Raw genomic sequence first — 21975 nt, 5'->3', positions numbered from 1 at the left:
CCTTATCATACCTTACTACTTTGAGCGATTAACAATGGCAATTGGCCGAGGCATAGACAGCCTTCGGAATGTCTATAACAAGCTTAAAACAACGGTAGAGAATAGGTTGAACGTGCGACAGGATATTTGACCAGAAAAAAACTAAAAGGGTTGCGATTGCGCCGAGTAATGATAGGGATGATGACGAACCAAGTATGTGACAAGATTGAAACAAAATAAACTTCAACTTATTGATTTCTATTTTAATTCGATTTACTATAAATTTACCTATTTTCCAGCAAATAGGAGGAATTTTGATGTTAAAGCGTTTAATTTCTTGATCAATACTGGTAGCTTTAAGTATATCAGCAGTAACTGCTACCGCTGCTGACTAAAAGCATTCTAGTGTAGCTAGTATATTGAGTAGTAAGAAACAGAATCAAAAACAAGATAATGAAGGATTGCTGCGCTTATCAGTAAGTCAGCTTAACCGGTGCAGCCAGCAATATAATCGCTGTACTGAAGGCCTTATTGCTAATATAGGGTTTCATCAGTGTTATGCGGTCTATATGTATTGTCTTGGTTCTGCTAGTGGAGGTATTTTTGACTTACCTGGCGGGGCAGCGAATCATCATTGGTAATGGGTATGGACAAATCAGAATTTTCTCATGAGCAACTAGTTGAGATTAACCAGAGAGCTAATGAATTAGGTAAGGCTCTTGATCAATTTGCTCTTGATCTACGACATAAATATCATTTTTACCCTGATCTAACAGTTCATGCATGTGGAGCAGCTTTAGGTAATATGATTAACATAAATATGCTTGTCTATAATCTGTGTCCTGAATTAGCACCACCTTATTTACAAGGTACTGATTATTCCGTTGTTGTTGAAAGGATCAAACAAGAAAAACAAGAATTTGATAATGAGATAGCGCGATATGAACAGAAACAAGCTGCAAAATCTGTGTGAAATTAAATAAAGTCCTAAACAGGGTCTTGTTGTTATTTAGCTTACAGTCTATGACTTAATCACGCTTCAGCATGTACCATAAAATTTAATAGCTCGCTTATGATACAGACAGCTTGTAATTGTTCTAGCGTCCCTGTTTCAAGTCACGTTTTATCTTCTGTCAGAAAGAGCAGGCAGCGGCATAAGCACGATAACTAATACCTTGCACGCTAAATACTTTGGCTTCCTGTTTTTGGTTAAAGCTTAGCCGTACCCAGCGTATTTCGCGCTTACATTTTCTAAATGAAATATCAATATTAAAATCAGTATTGGCATTGATTTATTCAACTGCTGGAGCAATTACGAATCCTTTAAGGCTACTAATTTTTTTGTATCTGTCGCCAATAGCTAAAAAATTCTCTAAAGTCATTAATTTCAAATCCATACTGGCGATTGTGCAATAACGCCAGACAGGGAGATGGTGATAAGTAGAGCAAATAGCCTTGAATCACGGCTGAAAGATCAATACTACACATCGGCAGAAGAGAAGTGCAAACAAAACTGTATTATTCTATTTTATTATACAAATCAGCATTTAGCTGCGCATTCTGCGTCTGACACCAATCCAGATGATCTTTATTTAAATGAAAGGTTTTAACCTGAAACTCTTTCAGACTTTCCTGTTGTTCCATTTTACGCGCATATGAGCGCACAAAGCGGCGTACATCATTGGGCGTTTCCAGAATCAGACCGGGCACAGTTTGCGGTTTGCTGGTGGAAGAATCAATCGCTACCATAGTGAAATAACTGGAATTACTATGGCGTACTTCACCGGTAATCAGATTTTCCGCCTCCACACGGATACCAATCATCATAGATGATTTACCTACATAATTTACCCGTGCCTTAATGGATACTAGATCGCCGACATAAATCGGTGTGCGGAAATTAACTGTATTAATAGCCGCAGTCACCGTTACAGCACGGGCGTGCTTGCTGGCACAGGCATAGGCAGCCTGATCCATCAAAGCCAGAATACGCCCGCCGAAAATAGTATTATTGGCATTGGTATCTTCCGGATGCATCACCACTGATAACAACACATCACTATCAGTTGGTTTCTTATATAAAAGCTCAGACATATATTGTTCCTTATTAATACAGGTACAGCCAAATCCGGTTGAACCAATATGATTTACATACATAAAATTTATTTTAACATATAAATAAATTACATTAATATGTAAATAAATTTTATCAATATGAGCTAGATAACACCAAGAAACAACCTTGCCATCTGAATAAATATTGGCATTTACAGCATAAAAAGACCAAAAACACCTGAATTAAATGGCTATATACCAGCACAAGCCCATCGTGCTTGCGATAAGGTAAAAAATATATGTTAGAATTTGACCACACACAAAATGTATTTGTGGTTATTACAGACCTGTATAAACCATATTTAATAACCATTTTGCAAATTTCGCCCAGCCAGAAACCCTACCCATGTAAATGTGTAGTTACGTATATATGGGTAGGTTTTTTAGCGGGTGCGGCTTTTGTAAAATTCAGAACAGAAAGTCCAGCATGTTTAATAAACATATTAAAACATTCCAGTACGGAAACCAGACTGTTACATTGGAAACCGGTGAAATTGCCCGTCAGGCTGCCGGTGCCGTAAAAATCTCCATGGGTGACACCGTAGTACTGGTGGCAGTAACTGCCGCTAAAGAAGTCAAACCCGGACAGGATTTTTTCCCGCTTACCGTAGACTATCTCGAACGTACCTACGCAGCCGGTAAAATTCCGGGTGGCTTTTTCAAGCGAGAAGGCAAACAAAGCGAAAAAGAAATCCTAACCAGCCGCCTGATTGACCGCCCGATTCGTCCTTTATTTCCAGAGGGCTTCTTTAACGATATCCAGATTGTGGCCATGGTCGTATCAGTTGATCCGGAAATCGACTCAGACATTCCGGCCATGCTAGGTGCCTCAGCCGCACTATTGCTAACAGGCGTACCTTTTGCCGGCCCGATTGGTGCTGCACGCGTGGGTTATATAAATGGTGAATATGTCCTAAATCCCACTAAAGCACAGCTAACCCGTTCACAACTGGATCTGGTAGTGGCCGGTACAGAAAAAGCTGTACTGATGGTGGAATCTGAAGCAGATGTTCTGTCAGAAGAAACCATGCTTGGTGCCGTGGTATTCGGACATGAACAGATGCAGGCAGCTATCCGCGCCATTAATGAATTTGCTGATGAAGTAAATCCAGAAGTATGGGACTGGCAGCCGCCGGCAGCCGATGAAACACTGGAGGCCAAAGTGCGCGAACTGGCCGGAGCAACCATTGATGCTGCATTTAAAATCAAACAGAAACAGGCACGCACAGCCAAGCTTGATGAAGCTTGGGCAGCCGTAGAAGCAGCACTGATTACCGAAGAAACCGATACCTTACTGGCTAACCAGATTCGCGGTATTTTCAAAGATCTGGAAAAAGAAGTAGTTCGTGGCCAGATTCTCGAAGGCCAGCCACGCATTGATGGCCGCGATACCCGTACCGTACGCCCGATTAATATCCAAACTGGCGTATTGCCACGTACCCACGGTTCCGCTCTGTTTACCCGTGGTGAAACACAGTCACTGGCTACTGCTACCTTAGGAACCCAGCGCGACGAGCAGATTATTGATGCCCTGAGTGGTGAATATACCGATCGCTTTATGCTGCACTACAACTTCCCACCTTATTCCACAGGTGAAGTAGGCCGTATGGGTGCGCCAAAACGACGCGAAATCGGTCATGGCCGATTGGCAAAACGCGCATTACTGGCCGTTTTGCCTGATGTTGAAGATTTCAGCTATACCATGCGAGTGGTATCAGAAATTACCGAATCCAACGGTTCTTCTTCCATGGCCAGCGTGTGTGCCGGTTGTCTGAGTCTGCTCAATGCCGGCGTACCCCTGAAAAGCCATGTTGCCGGTATCGCTATGGGCTTGATACTGGACGGCAATAAATTTGCTGTACTGACTGATATTCTAGGTGATGAAGACCACCTTGGTGATATGGACTTCAAAGTAGCCGGTACCACTGCCGGTGTAACTGCCTTACAAATGGATATTAAAATTCAGGGTATTACCAAAGAAATCATGCAGATTGCCTTGGCTCAGGCCAAAGAAGCCCGTCTGAAAATTCTCAGCCAGATGCAGCAAGCCGTAGAAGGCCCGCAGGAATTATCTGCCCATGCACCTCGTTTATTTACCATGAAAATCCATCAGGACAAAATCCGCGATGTCATTGGAAAAGGCGGCGAAACCATTCGTGCATTAACGGCTGAAACCGGCACCGAAATCAACATTGCCGAAGATGGCACCATCACCATAGCTGCCAGCACCAGTGAAGCGGGAGAAGCAGCCAAACGCCGTATTGAAGCCATCACCGCAGAAGTAGAAGTAGGTAAAGTGTACGAAGGTACCGTAATCAAGATTCTTGATAATAATGTTGGTGCAATCGTATCCGTAATGCCGGGTAAAGATGGCCTAGTACACATTAGCCAGATTTCACATGAGCGGGTAAAAAATGTCAGCGATTATCTACAGATAGGCCAGCAAGTAAAAGTAAAAGCACTGGAAATCGACGATCGCGGCCGCGTGCGTTTATCTATCAAAGCACTGCTGGAAAAAGCACCACAGGAATTCAAACCAGCTGAAAACTGATTATCAGTATTCAATCTTTCAGGCTGCCTTGCATGTAAGGCAGCTTTTTCTTTTGGGCTGCTATTAGTTATTTTCCTGCAATAAAGTCAGAATTACACACCTGAAAATTGATCGGGCGGTTGTATGATCAGAAAATTCAAATCTTAATTACAGGTATGCTATGTCCCGATTATCCTCCCATGTACAAGTCATTAACAGACAGGAAACAAGAAATCTAATCTTATTTCATACTGCTGCCTAAAATTTAATCAATTAAATTTAATTTATAAGTAACAATGGTCTAAATTACTTATCCACAGTTTATATGCAATAACATCCCAGTAATGACAGGAATAATGTGTATTTATCCCAATACATCACACCTGTTCATAACCCAACTGGCAAAAGACTAGGCAAATGCGGCATAAATCATCTTTTTTTGTGGATAAACTCAATCTCCAATACTTATTGATACACAACACCTACAACGAGCAGCTTTTCATCCTATTAAAATTTATACCAAACCTGTTTTATTTAAACATGGTTCACAGATGATCATCAAACTACAAAGCCAGATGTATACAGCATAAATAACACATTACTCAAAACCGTAATACAGTACTGAATCATATCAACCAATATGATAAATATATTTTTTTGATTCAGCGTTTATCAGCTATACAAATCATATTTACATGAATAGAATATTCATTCTAAGTATAATCTTTGTAATAGAGGAAATTTCTCTATGAGTAGTGGCTTAAAACTGGAACAAATCAAAGCTTATTTTGAGCAGCATCAATTACCAGCTTTTGACAGCTCATCAATAATCTATGGCATGATTAATGCCAAAGCATGGCAATATGCACTATTTTCAGGCTTAGCAACCTTAGGTATTAAACATCTGCTTATCTACTTCAATGCAGAAAAAATAATTTTGATTGGGTTGTCGCTAACTGCCAATTTGACGCAGTCTATAACCGTTATCCCAATGACAAAAGTTTCCGATTTAAGTTTCAAGAAAGGCATCTTCAGAGGAGAAATAACATTTACCTTTGAGCAAAAGAAATATCAAATTAAAGTACCCAATTTTATTGTTGCAGCAAAATGGCACAAAGGTAATCTGAAAAATATCTTGGAGCGCTACATCATCAGATATTCATAATAACTATATCTGAAGTAAGCAAATTTATGCACCTGATTATTCATAGTATAGATCAATTTTAATTATTCAATGCATCATCATCGAATAGTGAAAGTAATCAACTGAGCTATATTCAAGAGCTACTGTCCATAGTGATATCCATTCCAACCAGAGTGCAATCACAGAAAATAAAAAACATACATGTAGTAACCATAAGGACAGTCTATAATGCAGGTTTTTACCGCGTAGAGACAAAAAAATGCAGCATATCCACATCATTGGTATAGGCGGAACATTTATGGGAGGCATTGCCGCTATAGCCAAACAGGCCGGCTACCGCGTCACAGGTTGTGATGCCAAAATGTATCCGCCGATGAGTACACAGCTGGCTGATTTGGGCATTGATGTGGTGGAAGGATTTGAGGCAACACAGCTGGATAACTATCCTGCTGATATCTATGTAATTGGTAATGTTGCCCGTCGCGGAATGCCTATTGTTGAGGCCATTCTCAATCGCAATCTGCCGTATACTTCCGGGCCGCAATGGCTGGCAGAAAATATACTGCAACACCATTGGGTGCTGGCTGTAGCCGGTACTCATGGTAAAACCACTACAGCAAGCATGCTGGCATGGGTGCTGGAAGATGCCGGTCTGGCACCCGGATTTCTGATTGGCGGCGTGCCACAGAATTTTGCTGTATCAGCACGACTGCCACAAATACCTCCGGCAACACAATCCACAACTACACCAGAACGCAGCCCGTTTTTCGTTATTGAGGCCGATGAATACGATACAGCCTTTTTTGATAAACGCAGTAAATTTGTACACTATCGCCCCCGTACGGCAATTTTGAATAATCTTGAATATGACCACGCAGATATTTTTCCCAACCTAGCTGCAATTCAGACCCAGTTTCATCATCTGATTCGCACCATCCCGAGCGATGGTCTAATTGTTGTCAATGAAGAGTCAGCAGCTCTGGCTGAAGTTTTACAACAAGGATGCTGGAGTGAGGTAGAGGGCTTTGGCTCCGGCAAAGATTGGCAGATAGGCGAAATCTCTGCAACCGGTGGCTTCGATGTGCTGTATCAGCAACAAAAAGTAGGCCATATTGAATGGAAATTGCTTGGGCAGCACAACCGCATGAATGCGCTGGCCGTAATTGCAGCTGCCCGCCATGTTGGCATTTCCGTACAGCAGTCATGTGCTGCACTGGCACGCTTTGAAAACGTGAAACGGCGTATGGAAATCAAGGGCATCGTCAATAATATAACTGTTTATGATGATTTTGCCCATCATCCCACCGCCATTGCCACAACCATAGCCGGCTTACGTCAGAAAGTAGCTAATGCACGTATTTTGGCCGTACTCGAACCACGTTCCAACACCATGAAACTGGGTACCATGAAAGCAGCACTGCCAGCCAGTCTGGCAGAAGCCGATAAAGTATATTGTTATGCAGGCGGTGTAGAATGGGATGTAGCCGCCGCGCTAAGTCCGCTACAGGATAAAGTAGAAGTTTTTCAGGATATGCAGTCACTGATTAATGCCATTGCAGAAGAAGCACAGCAAAGTGATCATATACTCGTAATGAGTAATGGCGGCTTTGGAGGTATTCATCAACAAATACTTACACAGTTAGCACACCAAGCAGCGGATTAATTGCAATAAGCCTGAATTGTAGCACAGAAATAATATCCAGATGCCGATTCAGGCTCCACAAAAGCCAGATTTATCTGCTATCTTGACTAATCAACTGATATTACAAACTCAGTTTGAAACTAGACCTGTATGCCTATGCGTACAAAAGAACAACCAAATTAGTGCAAATATTACTGCCACAGCACAAGAGTGGCTCAGTTCAGGAAGTTTCATATACCATTGCCTTTACCAGCTCAGTATGGTTCATTTTTCCATATATTTTAAGCCAGCCCTGTGCAGCTTCACGCTGGTCACAGCTCTTGGCTATCTGTATCTGAGCTGGATTCATCTCCGTATAAGTTAATTGCGCCAGATGATGACAGTCTACAGCCTGTGCGATTGAGGTTGCAGCCACTGTGGCTCGGGCAGGAGCAGAATGAAAATTTCCCAGCAGCAATAGTAAAACCATCAATCCAGATATCTTCAATAATTTCATAATCTACCCCGAATTTAGAAAAATCTAATAAATTAGTTAATTTTTACTATAATAATTAGAAAAAAATAAATATTCAAGAGGTAGATTTCTTAAAAATATAATTACTATTCATTTTTTTAAAAATGAAGTATAATAAAACAAATTTACTGACGAAATTTCTAATAAATTGCTGGAGTTTGTGTATGCAAACATTCAAGGACCGTCTGGCTTCACTATGGCCGGGTGAGCGTCAATCCAAAATTGCCACAGACATTGACATGACTATGGCCGGATTCAGCCGTATCTGGCATGAAGGCGGTTTACCCAAAGCAGAAACCCTGAAGCGCATCAAAGAATTAAAAGGATGCAGCATCGACTGGCTGTTAACCGGAGAAGGGGAACCTTTTCCTGAACAGTCTGCTCAGGCGGCACGCGATACACTGGGTAATCCAGTTAATGCAGATGATTTTGTATACGTACCACGGTACGCGATTGAAGCTGCGGCCGGACATGGCAGTCTGGTTACCAATGAGACACCTATGTTTACCATGGCGTTTCGCAAAGACTGGATTAACTCAATAATTAGTCAGGAAGTCAGTGGTCTATCCGTTATTTCGGTTAAAGGTGACTCCATGGAAGGTGTGCTCAATGATGGGGATACCATTCTGGTGCAGAAAATGAATTACATACGGCGTGATGGATTATATGTACTACGTATCAACGATAATCTGCTGGTAAAGCGTTTACAGCTAATGCCGGGTAATGTAGTCAATGTCATTTCTGCCAACGATGCTTACCCGAGTTTTGAAATCCGGCTGGATAGCGAAAGCGATGATGTGCAGATTATTGGCAAAGTCTTGTGGTTTGGCCGATACCTCTAACACCGTTAATAATTTATTTTAGCCTGAGTACACTGCCAGATAAAGCAATACACAATTGAGCATAATAAATTTATAGATTGGCTATTTAGCCATTTATGCGCCTGCTGGTAATCTGATATACCTGAACAAATAAAAAAACCGCCTGAATTTAAAAAATTTAAGGCGGTTTTTATATATACATTAATATTTCAGCTTATCGCTTCAATTCTTATAAACACTGCCATCAGCAAGTAACCACTCCGGTTCTGCACCTTTATCAATCACATCCTGATTGACCACAACTTTTTTCACATCAGCTAAATCGGGCAGGGCATACATGGTGTTCAGCAAAGCTTTTTCTACAATTGAGCGCAAACCACGGGCTCCGGTTTTGCGTGCCATAGCCAGCTTGGCAATAGCTCGCAAGGCTGAAGGCTGAACCTGTAGCTCCACACCCTCCATCGCAAACAAAGCCTGAAACTGTTTGATTAATGCATTTTTGGGCTCAGTAAGAATATTAATAAGCGCGTCTTCATCCAGTTCTGTCAGCGTGGCAATAACTGGTAGACGGCCAATCAGCTCAGGAATCAAACCGAATTTAATCAGATCTTCCGGCTCCACCGTTTGAAACAGCTCACTAACATTAGTGTTTTCGTCTTTACTGTGCACTGCCGCACCAAAACCAATACCGCCTTTTTCAGTACGCTGGCGGATAACTTTTTCCAAACCGGCAAAAGCACCGCCACAGATAAACAGAATATTAGTAGTGTCTACATTAATAAATTCCTGATTAGGGTGTTTACGGCCACCCTGAGGCGGAACAGAAGCAACCGTACCTTCTACCAGCTTAAGCAAAGCCTGTTGCACACCTTCACCCGAAACATCGCGCGTAATTGAAGGATTATCACTTTTACGGGAAATTTTATCGATTTCATCAATATACACAATACCTCTTTGTGCTTTCTGTACATCAAAATCGCATTTGCCCAGCAATTTAGTGATAATCTGTTCAACATCCTCACCTACATAACCAGCTTCAGTAAGAGTAGTCGCATCGGCCATTACAAACGGCACATCCAGTTTGCGTGCCAAAGTCTGAGCTAACAGTGTTTTGCCGGAACCAGTAGGTCCAATCAGCAAAATATTTGATTTGGACAGTTCTACCTGACCCTCTTCCTTGCCCATACGTAAACGTTTGTAATGATTGTATACCGCTACCGCCAGCGATTTTTTTGCCGTTTCCTGCCCAATCACATATTGATCAAGATTGGCAACAATTTCTGCCGGCGTAGGCAATTTATCCTGACCGGAGCTGACATCTGAACCTGCGGAAGCAGTTGCAGCCGGCGTGCCTTTTTCTGTAGAAGAACCACCCGGATTATGTAGCATTTCATTGCATGTATCTACGCACTCATTACAGATTAATGCGTTTTCACCTTCAATTAAATTTTTAACTTCGTTTTCAGTTTTTCCGCAAAACGAACAATAACGAATTTCTTTACTCATAAACAGGATTTCATCAAGAAAATAGAGCTTATATTGAAAGCCTGACTGGCTACAGCCTTAACCACACCGTACCCAAACTCAGCCAAAAAATGAGTATATAGTGTTATTAGCCTGATATCAAACTGAATGCTAATGTGGTTTTAACTATTGCAGCAACCGGTTTAGCAATGAAAAACTGGTTAAAATATCGTTTATAAACAGCTTTTATTTGCGCTAGCAACTGATGAAAGTTCCGGCAATGATTAAAATTGTCTTATAATTAGCCACAGAAACAGATTTTGTATTGATTATTTGGACGCTGAAATTTCTATTAATCATAGCCAACAGAGACGTATCTGTTCCGCCCTCACGTTCAGCATGAGCATCTTAATTGAGAATTAAATTACCCCGAATCAGAGTCAAAAAGGAAGTTACCATGTCACGTTTATCTTGTCTGCGTCGCTGGCAGTGGGTAAGCCTGTTAAGTAGCAGTCTGTTTTTTGCAGTGCCTGCTTTTGCCGGAGACCTCGATGTCCTCGGTAAATTTATCGAACAAAAGCAAGTGGGTGACCAGAGTGATACCCTCAGTTCATTTATCACCAATCACCCTGATGCCAATCTGGAAACACGTGCCCAGATTGCCGGTCCCTTATTAAGCTCACAATCGGCACTGATTATGAATAATGAGACTGGCGAAATCCTGTACCAGAAAAACATCAATCAGGTACGCTCTATTGCATCCATTTCCAAGCTGGTTTCAGCAATGGTAGTGCTGGATGCCAACCAGAATATGAATGAGCACATTACCATCACCGATGCAGAGATTGACCGGCTCAAAAACTCAACCAGCCGCCTGTCAGTAGGCACCGTGATGACCCGGCGTGAACTGTTGCATATCGGTTTAATGAGTAGTGAAAACCGCGCAATCCACGCATTGGCGCGTACTTATCCGGGTGGTATGCCGGCATTTGTAGACGCCATGAATCGCAAGGTGGCTGAGTTGGGGATGACCAATGCGCGCTTTTATGAGCCAACCGGACTGGATCCGCGTAATCAGGCTACAGCACGTGATCTGGCCTTACTGGTACGCGGTGCCAGCCAGTATCCGCTTATCAGACAGTATTCCACCGATAATTCTGGTTCGGTATATACCAGTAATGGCCGTATAGAGCAGTATCGCAATTCCAATGCACTGGTACGCGAAGGCGCATGGCCAATTGCCTTGCAAAAAACCGGTTATATCCGTGAAGCAGGCCGCTCCATGGTTTTGCTGACCAGCGTACAGAATCAGCCGGTTACCATTGTTCTACTGAATTCCCCCAGTTCCACCACCCGGGTTAGTGATGCCCGTGCACTGCGCTCATGGGCGATGCAGCAGTCTTTGTAAAACTAACCTGTAATGAAACACCCCGTTAGCATTAACGGGGTTTTTATTATCAAGCCGGTTAAACCAGCAATTTACTTTGCTAGCAAAAATACCGGAACGTGCTAACATTAGCTGTTGAAAGACTACCATAGTCTGGAACAAACAATAGGGAAGGATGCTGATATGGCAATATTGATTACAGGCGCTTCTGCCGGTTTTGGTGCAGAAATGTGTCGGGTACTGGTTCATGCCGGCTATAAAGTGATCGGCGCAGCACGGCGGCTGGATAAGCTGCACCATTTACAGGCTGAGCTGGGCACAGCCTTTTTACCGTTACAAATGGATGTGGCCGACAAAAGCAGCGTCGATAGCGCATTGGCTTCCCTGCAAGGCACTTGGGCTGATATTGACTTACTGGTGAATAATGCCGGGCTGGCACTGGGCATGGAGCCAGCTCAGGAGGCAAACTATGCCGACTGGGAAACCATGATACACACCAATATCCTTGGCTTAACCTATGTAACACGGCAGATACTCCCGCGCATGATAGCTAAAAATGCCGGCTATATCATCAATCTTGGCTCCACTGCCGGCGCATGGCCGTATAAAGGTGGCAATGTATACGGCGCCACCAAAGCCTTTGTACGCCAGTTCAGCCTGAATTTACGTACCGATCTGGCCGGCACCCGTATTCGCGTCACCAATATTGCTCCCGGCCTGTGCGGAGATACCGAATTTTCCAATGTGCGTTTTCGCGGGGACGACAAGCAAGCCGCAGCCGTATATGAAAATATCAGCTATCTGCAACCGGCAGATATCGCCAACACCGTGTTATGGCTCTATCAAACTCCTGCTCATATGAATGTCAACAACATCGAAATCATGCCAGTATCACAAACCTTTGCCGGCCTGAGTGTCACCCGTGATCTGGCATAAGGCTGGCAGGCATGAGTAGCAATACAGCATGGCAATCCAAAGCCGAAGATAAAGCACGTATCATGGCACAGTGCGCAGAACAGGGCGTTACCGTTACCCAGCTACGTGCTCAGGTATTGGATATTGTATTAAACATGGACGGCGTAATTAAAGCCTATCAGGTTCTGGCACATATGCAACAGCACAGCAGCAACACCGTTGCCCCGCCCACTGCCTATCGGGCACTGGATTTCTGGGCGGAGCAGGGCGTATTACATAAAATACCGGCTGTTAACGGCTATATTCTTTGCCGTCATGTTCAGCATGAATGTGACAGCCATTGTCAGCAAGACAATATACATCACAGCGATTTTGTACTGGTGTGCAACCAGTGTGGCGCTGTAGATGAACAAAGCCTGAGCTCCGAATGGGCAGCATTGCGCCGGCGCGCGGCCGATAACGGCTTTATGCTCAATGATGAACATATCGTACTTACCGGCATCTGCCAGCAATGCCAGCAACGCCTGTCGTAAAGTATTTGATTAGTTTAAAGAATGATTCTGGATATCAGCTTTTCAATTAAGCACAATATCCAGAAATTTTCTGCAACTGATATTTGGTACCAATAAGCTATTTTACTGAGTTAACCATTACGGTAATTGCTACATAGAAAATTCTTTTATTAACTGAAAGAGGATTTAAATGTAAAAAATAACTGAGCATCTAAGCCTATTTATTCTTAAGAAAACAGACGCTGACTCCAGTTAAGAAGCGTTTTCGATGATATGGATAAACGATTCAGCTTTATTAAGTGGCGGAATAAATACCGTGATATGTAAATATCCGATATCCAATTCCTAAAGAAACAGAAAGCTGAAACCGTAAGCTTATCGGATACACAATATTAAAAACACGTTGTGTAATTTTCTACAGAGGTTGTGTACTAGGTATGGGTTAGTTACAGATTAACTTATGTCAGTAGTTTAAACGGATTATTTTCTCTTCTTTCGTGAATTATTAACTCATATAACTGAAATAATTTAAAAAAACATTAGTACTATTATGGAAAAATTAAAAAATTTAAGAAAATTATATAATTATAAGCAAAAAGATTTAGCTGCTAGGTTAGGTGTCAAATCAAAAGATATAAGTGACTGGGAGTTGAATAAATCTCAACCAGAATTGAAAATATTAAGAGATATTGCTGTAATTTTTGGTACAAGTGTTTATGATCTTTTAAATAATGACGTAGTTACTATAACATCTTGGCAGCCGTGGAATACTGACAAAAGGATTGATTCTTTTTGGGGGCATATAGGCATTCTTTTATACAACTCGAATGTTATTAAGTGGTATCCAGTTACTTCTGCAACAGCTAATAGAGTTGAACGTGTCTTACATGATGACCAACCAGATACACAAAGCAAAATACTTGCTGTGAAAACTTTAAATAACCGATTACTTTTTATCAATAAAAGTAAAATAAAAAAAATTTCACTCCTTGGTGATTATTCAGATATGCCAAAAGATTGGGAGCTGCCTTGGGATGGATATCAAGGATTAGGAGCAGAAGAGTATTATAATCTTATAGAAGAATATTTCTTTAATTATGAGCACTTTTGTGAGAATACCTCGGAAAAGTTACAAATTATTATTGATGAATTAATCAAAAAAAATAGAATTACAGATGATAATGTTCTTGAGCTTATTAATGATGTCTATATTTATTTTCATGACAATACAACTGAAACTATAAGTATAGGAGATGCTTCTGCATTGTTAAATAGTATCATGGATATTGAATTTGAAATGAGTAGATTCATTCATTTTGAAGACCTTAATGGTGAAATACATTTTATTCCTATAGAAAGTATTGGATTAATTGATATGCCTCTTTATTTGTATAAAACAGGATCTCATGAATTAAGTGATAATGAATAGGTAAATAATATGTATAGCAAACATGAAGAAAATGATATTTATATTGGGGAAGTGGTCGAATTTATTCAACAAATAGTCGCCATAAAAAATGACCACAAGCGACATATATTTTATCGTGGACACTCAAGTGAACGGTATCGTTTAGTGCCTTCATTATTTAGAAAAAATAGTGAAGGTCAGTCAATATACAGTATGCAAGAACATATTCTATATCGAGAGCTTTACATGTCTGAATATAAAGAATTTATCAATGATAAGTATACTTTAGATAAATTGGTACGAATGCAACATTATTCAATGCCAACTCGTTTACTTGATCTAACAACTAATCCTCTTATTGCTCTTTATTTTGCTTGCAGATCCAGTACGCATATGGACGAGAGTGTTGGAGAAGTAATTATATTTTTTATAGATGATGAATATGTAAAATATTATGATTCAGATACTGCAAGCTGTATTGCAAATTTAGCTAGATTATCTCATCATGAGAAAGATGCAATTAATTTTAACAAAGAACGTGAGCGCTTTAACCAACAACCTAGCATAAAAAAACTTCTTCATTTTATTAGAGAAGAAAAGCCATTTTTTGAACCGAAAATCAATAAAAAAGACTTGGAAGATATTATTTGTATTAAAGGGATTAAAAATAATGTCAGAATATCTTCTCAATCAGGTGTATTTCTTTTATTTGGTTTAAATGCTACTTTAGATGAAATTGGAAATGACTATATTCAGATTAAAAGAATAAAAATTAATAATCGAAAAAAAATATTAGATGAACTTGATTTACTCAATATTAATGAAAGTACAGTTTTTCCTGATATCGAAAGTTCTGCTAGATATATTTCTTATAAAATTAAAGTTAGATAAATTTTAATTTAAACTACTAGACTACTAAACTACTAATATTTTTTAATGCAGCCTCCATCACTGCATTATCATACGAATAGTCTTTTTTGCTCAGGAAACGTTGAATGTTAAATGCATTGAAACACTCATCTGAAAACTAATTATCAAACTTCTTTTATCTATCGGAATGAAATAAATTTAGTGATGATAGAGGTTGCTTAATCTAGCTTAATACCGATATTACTAAGTCTGTTGTTTTATGTTAACTGAAACTATAACAGTTTCTTTGTCAATTAGATAAATTCATTAATACATACAAATAATTATTGTGATAAATGATTTGGACTTCTGCTGTAATTATTTATATAGCTGAATCATCAGCTATTCAGGTCATATTATTTAAAAGTAGTGGTTTGGTTTGTATTACTGCCTATTCCTCCTGTTATGCTGTTAAAGCAGTTAAGTATTAACCTCTGTTCAATTTCATGATTATTCTAGTAATAGCCTTACATTAAAGTCAAAATATATTTATATAGGTATGAATTTATTAATTAATATTAATATGTTAGTAGAAATTAAAATAACATTTCTACAACAATTGCTTTACCATCACAGCAACTACCTGCATTATCACAATAAATATTGATTTATTTGCGTATCAATCCAGTTAAGGCTATAAATAATCTTACGGCTACAGTTATGGCATAAGTTTTTTGAGTATTTAAGGAGCAATACATGAACAATATCAATGTTGGCATTGTACAAATGGTTTCAGGTACAGATGTTGCCGAAAATATCCAGTCTATGCAGCGCTTAGTGCGGCAGGCTGCCGCAGCAGGGGCGCAATGGGTGGTATTACCTGAATACTGGCCAATTATGGGTAAAAACGATACCGATAAAGTAGCTGTAGCAGAGACATTCGGCGATGGGGTACTGCAATCTGTCTTAAAAACACTGGCGGCTGAATTGGATATTGTCCTGTTTGGTGGCACCATACCCTTACAAAGTACCGATAAAACCAAGGTGCTTAATACCATGCTGGTGTATGGGCGTGCCGGTGAGCTGCTTGGTTTCTATCACAAAATGCATTTGTTTGGTTACAGCGGTGCCAATGAATATTATGCCGAAGCCGATACCATATTGCGCGGCATGGATGTGCCGGAGTTAAAGGTTGATCATATCGCTGTGGCGCAAGGTATTTGTTACGACTTACGTTTTCCTGAATTCTTCCGTGCCCAGCTCCCATTTGATGTGCTGGTTTTACCGGCAGCCTTTACCTATACTACCGGTAAAGCGCACTGGCATACCCTGTTAACGGCCAGAGCAATTGAAAATCAGTGTTATGTACTGGCTTCAGCACAAGGCGGACAGCACCAGAATGGCCGCCGTACCTATGGCCACAGCCTGATTATTAATCCGTGGGGTGAAATAATCGCTTCACTTCCAGAGGGAGAGGGCGTTATTTGTGCTGAGCTGGATGCAGATTTCCTGCAATCAGTACGCACCAAATTACCGGCGCTACAACATCGCTTACTGTAATCATGAATGATTATCTGCCTTAACAGATATTGAATTAATTGAATACATTAATTCAATAATTTGGACATAATGTCTAATTTGTGCCGTTATTAGCCAGAAAACAGCACATAAGCAATCATTTCTTGTCCAAAAATGCGATTCATGGCATGATTACCAATTAATTTTACATTATAGAGTTAAATGTTGAGTTTTCTATTGAATTTTGAATCAGGATGTAAGGGGCAGTTATGAGTGGCGGAACAAAGAAAAAATCGCATTCACAATGGAGCTCGCGGATGGGATTTATGCTCGCCGCAGCAGGTTCAGCAGTAGGTTTGGGCAATATCTGGAAATTCCCCTATATGGCCGGCCAGATGGGTGGTTCTGCTTTTGTGCTTACCTATCTGATTTGTATGTTTGTGATTGGTTTACCGATTCTGGTAGCCGAGTGGCTGATTGGCCGTCGCGGACAGAAAAATCCGATTCACACTATGGAAGATGTGGCTGTTGCTGAAGGACGATCCAAATCATGGCGCTGGGTAGGTATTATCGGTGTACTTGGCTCATTCCTGATACTGTCTTTTTACAGCGTGATTGGTGGCTGGGCCACTGATTACATTTTCCTTGCCGGCAATGGTACTTTCACAGGGCTGCATGGTGATGGCACCAGTGAGGTGTTTCAGCAATTTCTTGGCAGTGTAAATCATTTGCTTACATGGCATACTGTGTTTATGTTGGCTACTGGCTTGATTGTAGCGATGGGAGTAGGTGCCGGTCTGGAGCGTTCATGTAAAATCATGATGCCGGGACTGGGTATTTTGCTGATTGGACTGGTGATTTATGCCGGCGTTGTCAGCGGCCCTTCATTTGGCAAAGCATTTGCTTTCCTGTTTACTCCCAACTGGTCTGCCATCACGGGTAAGGCTGTATTGGCGGCATTGGGACATGCGTTTTTCAGTTTGTCTCTGGGTATGGGGATTATGATGGCCTATGGCTCGTATCTGGGCAAAGATGTTAATCTGATTTCCACTGCCCGTACGGTGGTAATTCTGGATGTAATCGTAGCTATGTTATCCGGTATGGCCATTTTCCCACTGGTATTTGCCAATGGTCTGCAACCAGCAGAAGGGCCCGGCCTGATTTTCGTTACCTTGCCGATTGCTTTTGGTAATATGGCCGGTGGTACCATTATCGGTGTACTGTTCTTTATCTTCCTTACTTTTGCTGCACTAACTTCCTCTATTTCGTTACTGGAACCAACTGTAGAACTGCTGGAAGAAAAAACTCACTTAGGCCGTAAATCAGCTACATTGGTTAGCAGTGTAATTATCTGGGCTTTGGGTATTGCCTGTCTGTTGTCCTTTAATGCATGGCAGGATGTCACCATATTTGGAAAAAATATTTTTGATTTTCTGGATTATGTCACCAGTAAGCTTATGCTGCCGTTAACTGGTTTGGGTACCATTATTTTTGCTGGCTGGATGATGAAGCAGGAAACCATTCGGCAGGAGCTGAATTTGAGTCCGGTAATATTTGCGGGCTGGAAATTCCTATGCCGGATTGTTATTCCTGTGGCAGTAATAGCTATCTTGATATACGGCTTTATGTAAGCTTGCAATAATCAATATTAAAATCAAGCTTTATGCCATTTAACCCGCAGGTTGGCGTTTCCTCCGCCAACCTGCGGGTTAAATGGCTTGATTAGTTTTAAAAATAGGTCTTTTGTCATATTGCGAAAATGATCTGCGCTGATAATTAATACTCAATTGCTGGTTCATATCAGTTACATCAAACCATTTTGGTAGCCAAATGAATAATGTTGTTAAAATATCAATCAAAAATTTTTAAATAAAAATAAAGCTTAGATTGTAAATACCCCAAACTTAGATTTATCATATTCAGTTCGTTTAAATGCTTCATTTAAAGCATTCTGAAAAGTTTAACCAGTACCTCTTAAATTAAAATCATGTTCCGGTTTTCACTAATAACCATTTTTTAATGCTGGATCATCATGTGAATTTACATTGGTTAGACCTTGTTTTGGTTTCATTTGCTCCTTTTCCACCACTCTGCTTTGCCTCAAGCGATTCACTGGTTGTACTCGAACGCCCATTATTTTTTAGTACCTGTCCATTTGCGGTTATAAGACTTCCGGCTTTAATGTTGTATCTGGTTGTAATTGCCTTTATTTCATTAATTGATAACGGCTTTCCTCGTTTTAATGCAATTGTATTGATTACAGTATTTGAACTTACTCCAGACCACCGTTTATGCTGGCACTGATGGCACCCAGTAGGGCATGGGCTACCAGTTGGGCGGCCTAATTTTTGTTGTCGCCATGACCGAATTGTTTGCCGATTAGTTCTGCGGCATAAGGAGCGAGGGCGTTGGTGGCGGCTTGCAGGTTGGTCTGGCCACCAAGGATGCCGGTGACGGCACTGGTGACGGCGTTCAGGGCTCGGCTCTTGCCGCCGCCGATACCCCATGATTGGGCTTGTTCGTCTACTTACTTTTCTAAAATTTCTAATTTTTAAATACTTATTCTAAAAATTAAAAGATTAAAAAGTATCTACAATTCCATTTGTAATAATTTTTTGATATTCAAATAAATCTTTTAAAAATTGAATATTTATACCATTAATATATAAATATTCAACTACTATGTCAGGTAAGTATGATGTCTTAGGAATATTTTTAGATATTACATTAGAAGAGCAAATCTTCTTAAGGTTTTTTAATTGATTAGCGTTATCAAATAATATTTTGTTGCTGTGACAAAAAGATATATCGTTGTAAATATCTTGACATGATATATGTAGAATTATTTTTCTACTATTATTTCTAATACCAACATGTAATGCATTATCTTGTATTTCAACATAATTTAAAAAGTTATTATCAAAATTTAATTTAATAGAATAATCATATTTATTTTTAAGAAAAACTCCATAATAGTTTCCATTTAAATATTTCAAATTTTGACTTGTAAAAATTTTTGTGATTTTTTTATTTCCTTTGCAGATATTCGATCTATTTATTGATTCTACATTTTCTATTTCAGTTGCTTGAACCATGCTTATAAAGAAGCAAGTTATCATAACTAATATTTTTTTTTCTAAATTCAATATTAATCTCTTCATAATCTAATACCTTATCAAATATGCAATAATTTACACAATCTAAAATGTTATCCCTATTGGTCTTGTTGGAATTGTTACTCCCATAGAGTTTATTTTATAATCAAAGTAAATTTTATATTTTACTCCATTATAATCATATATCTTAGCTATAACATTTCTTCCATTCCAATTTGTCATGATAGGTTTTGGATTTTGTGCATAAATAATATTTTGGTTTGGATATAATTCTTGTAAATAGCTTAGTTCAGCTCCTATTCCGGCTTGATGCCCTGGATTAAATACTAAATGTTCGTTATATTTATTAAGCGTCGACTTAACAGCTTCATAGTTATTAGTTTGTTCCCTTTCTTTAATATAATGAATCACCCCTAACATCAATGCATTAGGATCAGAATTTTGAAACAAATCCTTAGTAGTATCAATATTTCCAGTTAAAAAGTCATCTATGAGAACTGTATCTTTCATAATTATATTTGGATCAGAAATCAATCTTAAATATATATCTTCATTTTTATTTATTGCATCAATTATGGTTTTATTTTGAATCCCATTTGGATTCAAAATACTTCCAACTGAACTATCTGCAACCAATATAGGCGGATTTTGAGAGTCGTCATAATGATAACCTTCTATTATAATTCTGTCTTTGTGGTCAAGTTTGTAAACATATTGTGATTGTGTTTTATTAAGTAAGTCTAAATAACGTTTTTTACTACCAGCATTGCCGGTTACAATTAATCTGTTATTCTCCACCGCATTCTGCCCAACCACCCCCGCAATCTGTGCATTAACCAGTGAACCACCCGTTAGCCCACCTGATACGGTGGCTACTGCTGACGATAGGTCTCTGATATTTGCTTTGACGCTTTCCGGTAAGCGGTTCGGGTCTATCTCGCCGGTTTTCGGGTCTATCGCTTCGGGATACTGATCTTTGGGCAGTTGTTTTGTAACTCTATCATAACAAAATTACAAATAGCAAAATAAAAACCCCACTATTTAAGTGGGGAGAATTAAATTAACTCAATAAATCTCGGCTAACATCTCCTGTTTCTAAAAACTCTTTAAATGCTTGGATTACCAAAGAAAAATTTTTGGTGGTAGATGCAATAGCAAACGGTTCACCTAACATGGGAATAAATTCTTTAGATCCTGATTCATCATTAAACGTTCTAACTTCGATATCACCATCTTCCATATCTGTAGCAAATAAAATCATATAAATATGGATCAAAGTTTCATGATTATCTGAATAAAGAACCATTTCATAAGGCATAAATTCATCTTCTAAATCATTTCTTAATATTAATTTTCCATTATTAATTTTTAATATATCTAAATAATTATTTAGATCAGTTATTGTTGGCATCTCTATTGGAATAAGTTGAACTCTTTCACCATTTTTAAAATAGTATCCGCCTATTTCAAAATTAATCATTTCTTTTTAACCTCTCTTAGTTTTTTCATACCTGACTCCCAATAGTAAGTTTTAGGTAACTTTGTTACTTCATCAACCGCGTGAATCGTTACTGATTTTGCATTGGCAGCCTTTGCCGCTGAAACAATATCAGAGCGACAATAATTACATACATCTTTTCCTTTTACAGTGATGTTTAAATCTGCTCCTTTAGCAACTCCTGCTTTATGCGCTTGATGAATTGCACCTATTTCGGCATGAGCATTAGACATATTACTATTTGGCAATGGCAGATTATCTGTTTTCCCTTTATCCATCAATTTTTGCTCTTTTGATTTTATTTTATCAGAAATTAAAGTTGATTCATTTGCATTTGCTTTATCTATAGGTCTAGCTGTTTGATTGGTATCTACAAACTTATGACCATTAACCTCCAGTTCAGCTGTTACTGTCGGTTTTGTTGTATTCGTCGTGCCTTTTCCGGCTACCTGTTCAGTCTTATGCGCACCATCTACCTTACCTTTTCCACCGCTTTGTTGCGCTCCACGCGATTCGCTGGCTGTACTCTGGTGCCCATTATTTTTTATTACCTGTCCATTTGC

General features: G+C 39.6%; 19 protein-coding genes. 12 read left to right on the top strand and 7 right to left on the bottom strand.

The window, feature by feature from the left end:
• Positions 1 to 625 precede the first annotated feature (625 nt).
• Positions 626 to 952: a hypothetical protein gene (locus J6578_RS04285; protein ID WP_141683399.1), complete on the top strand. Its 327-nt coding sequence runs from the start codon at positions 626 to 628 to the stop codon at positions 950 to 952.
• A gap of 545 nt (positions 953 to 1497) precedes the next feature.
• Here J6578_RS04285 and J6578_RS04280 read toward each other — a convergent pair.
• Positions 1498 to 2073, bottom strand: a complete 576-nt coding sequence (locus J6578_RS04280; RefSeq protein ID WP_093091005.1) for an acyl-CoA thioesterase — start codon at positions 2071 to 2073, stop codon at positions 1498 to 1500.
• A gap of 448 nt (positions 2074 to 2521) precedes the next feature.
• Here J6578_RS04280 and pnp point away from each other — a divergent pair, with 448 nt between their 5' ends.
• The 3 genes from pnp (at position 2522) to mpl (ending at position 7431) form a co-directional block, all read left to right on the top strand.
• Positions 2522 to 4645 carry a polyribonucleotide nucleotidyltransferase gene (pnp, locus tag J6578_RS04275; RefSeq protein WP_093091003.1) on the top strand — a complete coding sequence of 708 codons (2124 nt, stop codon included), beginning with the start codon at positions 2522 to 2524 and terminating at the stop codon, positions 4643 to 4645.
• A 727-nt stretch (positions 4646 to 5372) separates the two neighbouring features.
• Positions 5373 to 5789: a PH domain-containing protein gene (locus tag J6578_RS04270; protein WP_093091001.1), complete on the top strand. Its 417-nt coding sequence runs from the start codon at positions 5373 to 5375 to the stop codon at positions 5787 to 5789.
• Between the two features lie 238 nt (positions 5790 to 6027).
• Positions 6028 to 7431 (top strand): UDP-N-acetylmuramate:L-alanyl-gamma-D-glutamyl-meso-diaminopimelate ligase, encoded by a 1404-nt coding sequence (mpl, locus tag J6578_RS04265; RefSeq protein ID WP_239427881.1) that lies wholly within the window; start codon positions 6028 to 6030, stop codon positions 7429 to 7431.
• Between the two features lie 199 nt (positions 7432 to 7630).
• Here mpl and J6578_RS04260 read toward each other — a convergent pair whose 3' ends face one another.
• Complete coding sequence (locus J6578_RS04260) at positions 7631 to 7906, bottom strand: hypothetical protein (protein ID WP_287953974.1); 276 nt, start codon at positions 7904 to 7906, stop codon at positions 7631 to 7633.
• 182 nt (positions 7907 to 8088) lie between these two features.
• On the opposite strand from J6578_RS04260, the gene J6578_RS04255 reads away from it, so the two are divergent.
• The gene (locus tag J6578_RS04255) at positions 8089 to 8766 is read left to right on the top strand and encodes a S24 family peptidase (protein WP_037406331.1); all 678 of its coding nucleotides are present in this window, start codon (positions 8089 to 8091) and stop codon (positions 8764 to 8766) included.
• A 201-nt stretch (positions 8767 to 8967) separates the two neighbouring features.
• Here the strand turns inward: J6578_RS04255 and clpX are convergent, their stop codons facing one another.
• Entirely contained in the window at positions 8968 to 10251 is a 1284-nt protein-coding gene (gene clpX / locus J6578_RS04250) for an ATP-dependent Clp protease ATP-binding subunit ClpX (protein ID WP_093090992.1), read from the bottom strand.
• Positions 10252 to 10666: 415 nt separating this feature from the next.
• Here clpX and J6578_RS04245 point away from each other — a divergent pair, with 415 nt between their 5' ends.
• The 7 genes from J6578_RS04245 to J6578_RS04215 all read left to right on the top strand — a co-directional run bounded on the left by J6578_RS04245 (position 10667) and on the right by J6578_RS04215 (position 18429).
• The gene (locus J6578_RS04245) at positions 10667 to 11617 is read left to right on the top strand and encodes a serine hydrolase (RefSeq protein ID WP_093090990.1); all 951 of its coding nucleotides are present in this window, start codon (positions 10667 to 10669) and stop codon (positions 11615 to 11617) included.
• 162 nt (positions 11618 to 11779) lie between these two features.
• A complete protein-coding gene (locus J6578_RS04240; RefSeq protein WP_239324901.1) occupies positions 11780 to 12532 on the top strand; it encodes an SDR family oxidoreductase in 753 nt (250 codons plus the stop codon).
• A gap of 11 nt (positions 12533 to 12543) precedes the next feature.
• Positions 12544 to 13044: a Fur family transcriptional regulator gene (locus J6578_RS04235; protein ID WP_051608119.1), complete on the top strand. Its 501-nt coding sequence runs from the start codon at positions 12544 to 12546 to the stop codon at positions 13042 to 13044.
• Between the two features lie 529 nt (positions 13045 to 13573).
• Positions 13574 to 14452, top strand: a complete 879-nt coding sequence (locus tag J6578_RS04230) for a helix-turn-helix transcriptional regulator (protein WP_093090984.1) — start codon at positions 13574 to 13576, stop codon at positions 14450 to 14452.
• A 9-nt stretch (positions 14453 to 14461) separates the two neighbouring features.
• Positions 14462 to 15322 carry an FRG domain-containing protein gene (locus tag J6578_RS04225; protein WP_287953973.1) on the top strand — a complete coding sequence of 287 codons (861 nt, stop codon included), beginning with the start codon at positions 14462 to 14464 and terminating at the stop codon, positions 15320 to 15322.
• Between the two features lie 714 nt (positions 15323 to 16036).
• Positions 16037 to 16840 (top strand): carbon-nitrogen hydrolase family protein, encoded by an 804-nt coding sequence (locus tag J6578_RS04220; protein ID WP_287953972.1) that lies wholly within the window; start codon positions 16037 to 16039, stop codon positions 16838 to 16840.
• Between the two features lie 227 nt (positions 16841 to 17067).
• Positions 17068 to 18429 carry a sodium-dependent transporter gene (locus J6578_RS04215; RefSeq protein WP_287953971.1) on the top strand — a complete coding sequence of 454 codons (1362 nt, stop codon included), beginning with the start codon at positions 17068 to 17070 and terminating at the stop codon, positions 18427 to 18429.
• A gap of 948 nt (positions 18430 to 19377) precedes the next feature.
• Here J6578_RS04215 and J6578_RS04210 read toward each other — a convergent pair.
• From J6578_RS04210 to J6578_RS04195, 4 genes are all read right to left on the bottom strand, one after another.
• Positions 19378 to 19959: a hypothetical protein gene (locus tag J6578_RS04210; protein ID WP_287953970.1), complete on the bottom strand. Its 582-nt coding sequence runs from the start codon at positions 19957 to 19959 to the stop codon at positions 19378 to 19380.
• A gap of 39 nt (positions 19960 to 19998) precedes the next feature.
• On the bottom strand, positions 19999 to 20850 hold the full coding sequence (locus tag J6578_RS04205; protein ID WP_287954044.1) for a VENN motif pre-toxin domain-containing protein: 852 nt from the start codon (positions 20848 to 20850) through the stop codon (positions 19999 to 20001).
• A gap of 124 nt (positions 20851 to 20974) precedes the next feature.
• Positions 20975 to 21394 carry a DUF6911 family protein gene (locus J6578_RS04200; protein ID WP_287953969.1) on the bottom strand — a complete coding sequence of 140 codons (420 nt, stop codon included), beginning with the start codon at positions 21392 to 21394 and terminating at the stop codon, positions 20975 to 20977.
• A partial coding sequence (locus J6578_RS04195) for a cytidine deaminase-like fold-containing protein (protein ID WP_502957987.1) occupies positions 21391 to 21975 on the bottom strand: 585 nt, incomplete at its 5' end. The genes J6578_RS04195 and J6578_RS04200, both read right to left, overlap by 4 nt.

The sequence above is a fragment of the Snodgrassella sp. genome (genome assembly GCF_024103505.1).
Taxonomy (GTDB): domain Bacteria; phylum Pseudomonadota; class Gammaproteobacteria; order Burkholderiales; family Neisseriaceae; genus Snodgrassella; species Snodgrassella communis.
The sequence above is the reverse complement of the archived record's forward strand: the minus strand, read 5'-3'. Positions and strand labels throughout refer to the sequence as shown.

Coding starts and splice junctions, on each gene's coding strand:
- J6578_RS04260 (WP_287953974.1), bottom strand. CDS start 7,906: ATGAAATTATTGAAGATATCTGGATTGATGGTTTTACTATTGCTGCTG.
- J6578_RS04240 (WP_239324901.1), top strand. CDS start 11,780: ATGGCAATATTGATTACAGGCGCTTCTGCCGGTTTTGGTGCAGAAATG.
- J6578_RS04245 (WP_093090990.1), top strand. CDS start 10,667: ATGTCACGTTTATCTTGTCTGCGTCGCTGGCAGTGGGTAAGCCTGTTA.
- J6578_RS04210 (WP_287953970.1), bottom strand. CDS start 19,959: ATGAAGAGATTAATATTGAATTTAGAAAAAAAAATATTAGTTATGATA.
- mpl (WP_239427881.1), top strand. CDS start 6,028: ATGCAGCATATCCACATCATTGGTATAGGCGGAACATTTATGGGAGGC.
- J6578_RS04230 (WP_093090984.1), top strand. CDS start 13,574: ATGGAAAAATTAAAAAATTTAAGAAAATTATATAATTATAAGCAAAAA.
- J6578_RS04255 (WP_037406331.1), top strand. CDS start 8,089: ATGCAAACATTCAAGGACCGTCTGGCTTCACTATGGCCGGGTGAGCGT.
- J6578_RS04270 (WP_093091001.1), top strand. CDS start 5,373: ATGAGTAGTGGCTTAAAACTGGAACAAATCAAAGCTTATTTTGAGCAG.
- J6578_RS04285 (WP_141683399.1), top strand. CDS start 626: ATGGACAAATCAGAATTTTCTCATGAGCAACTAGTTGAGATTAACCAG.
- pnp (WP_093091003.1), top strand. CDS start 2,522: ATGTTTAATAAACATATTAAAACATTCCAGTACGGAAACCAGACTGTT.
- J6578_RS04280 (WP_093091005.1), bottom strand. CDS start 2,073: ATGTCTGAGCTTTTATATAAGAAACCAACTGATAGTGATGTGTTGTTA.
- J6578_RS04220 (WP_287953972.1), top strand. CDS start 16,037: ATGAACAATATCAATGTTGGCATTGTACAAATGGTTTCAGGTACAGAT.
- J6578_RS04215 (WP_287953971.1), top strand. CDS start 17,068: ATGAGTGGCGGAACAAAGAAAAAATCGCATTCACAATGGAGCTCGCGG.
- clpX (WP_093090992.1), bottom strand. CDS start 10,251: ATGAGTAAAGAAATTCGTTATTGTTCGTTTTGCGGAAAAACTGAAAAC.
- J6578_RS04225 (WP_287953973.1), top strand. CDS start 14,462: ATGTATAGCAAACATGAAGAAAATGATATTTATATTGGGGAAGTGGTC.
- J6578_RS04200 (WP_287953969.1), bottom strand. CDS start 21,394: ATGATTAATTTTGAAATAGGCGGATACTATTTTAAAAATGGTGAAAGA.
- J6578_RS04235 (WP_051608119.1), top strand. CDS start 12,544: ATGAGTAGCAATACAGCATGGCAATCCAAAGCCGAAGATAAAGCACGT.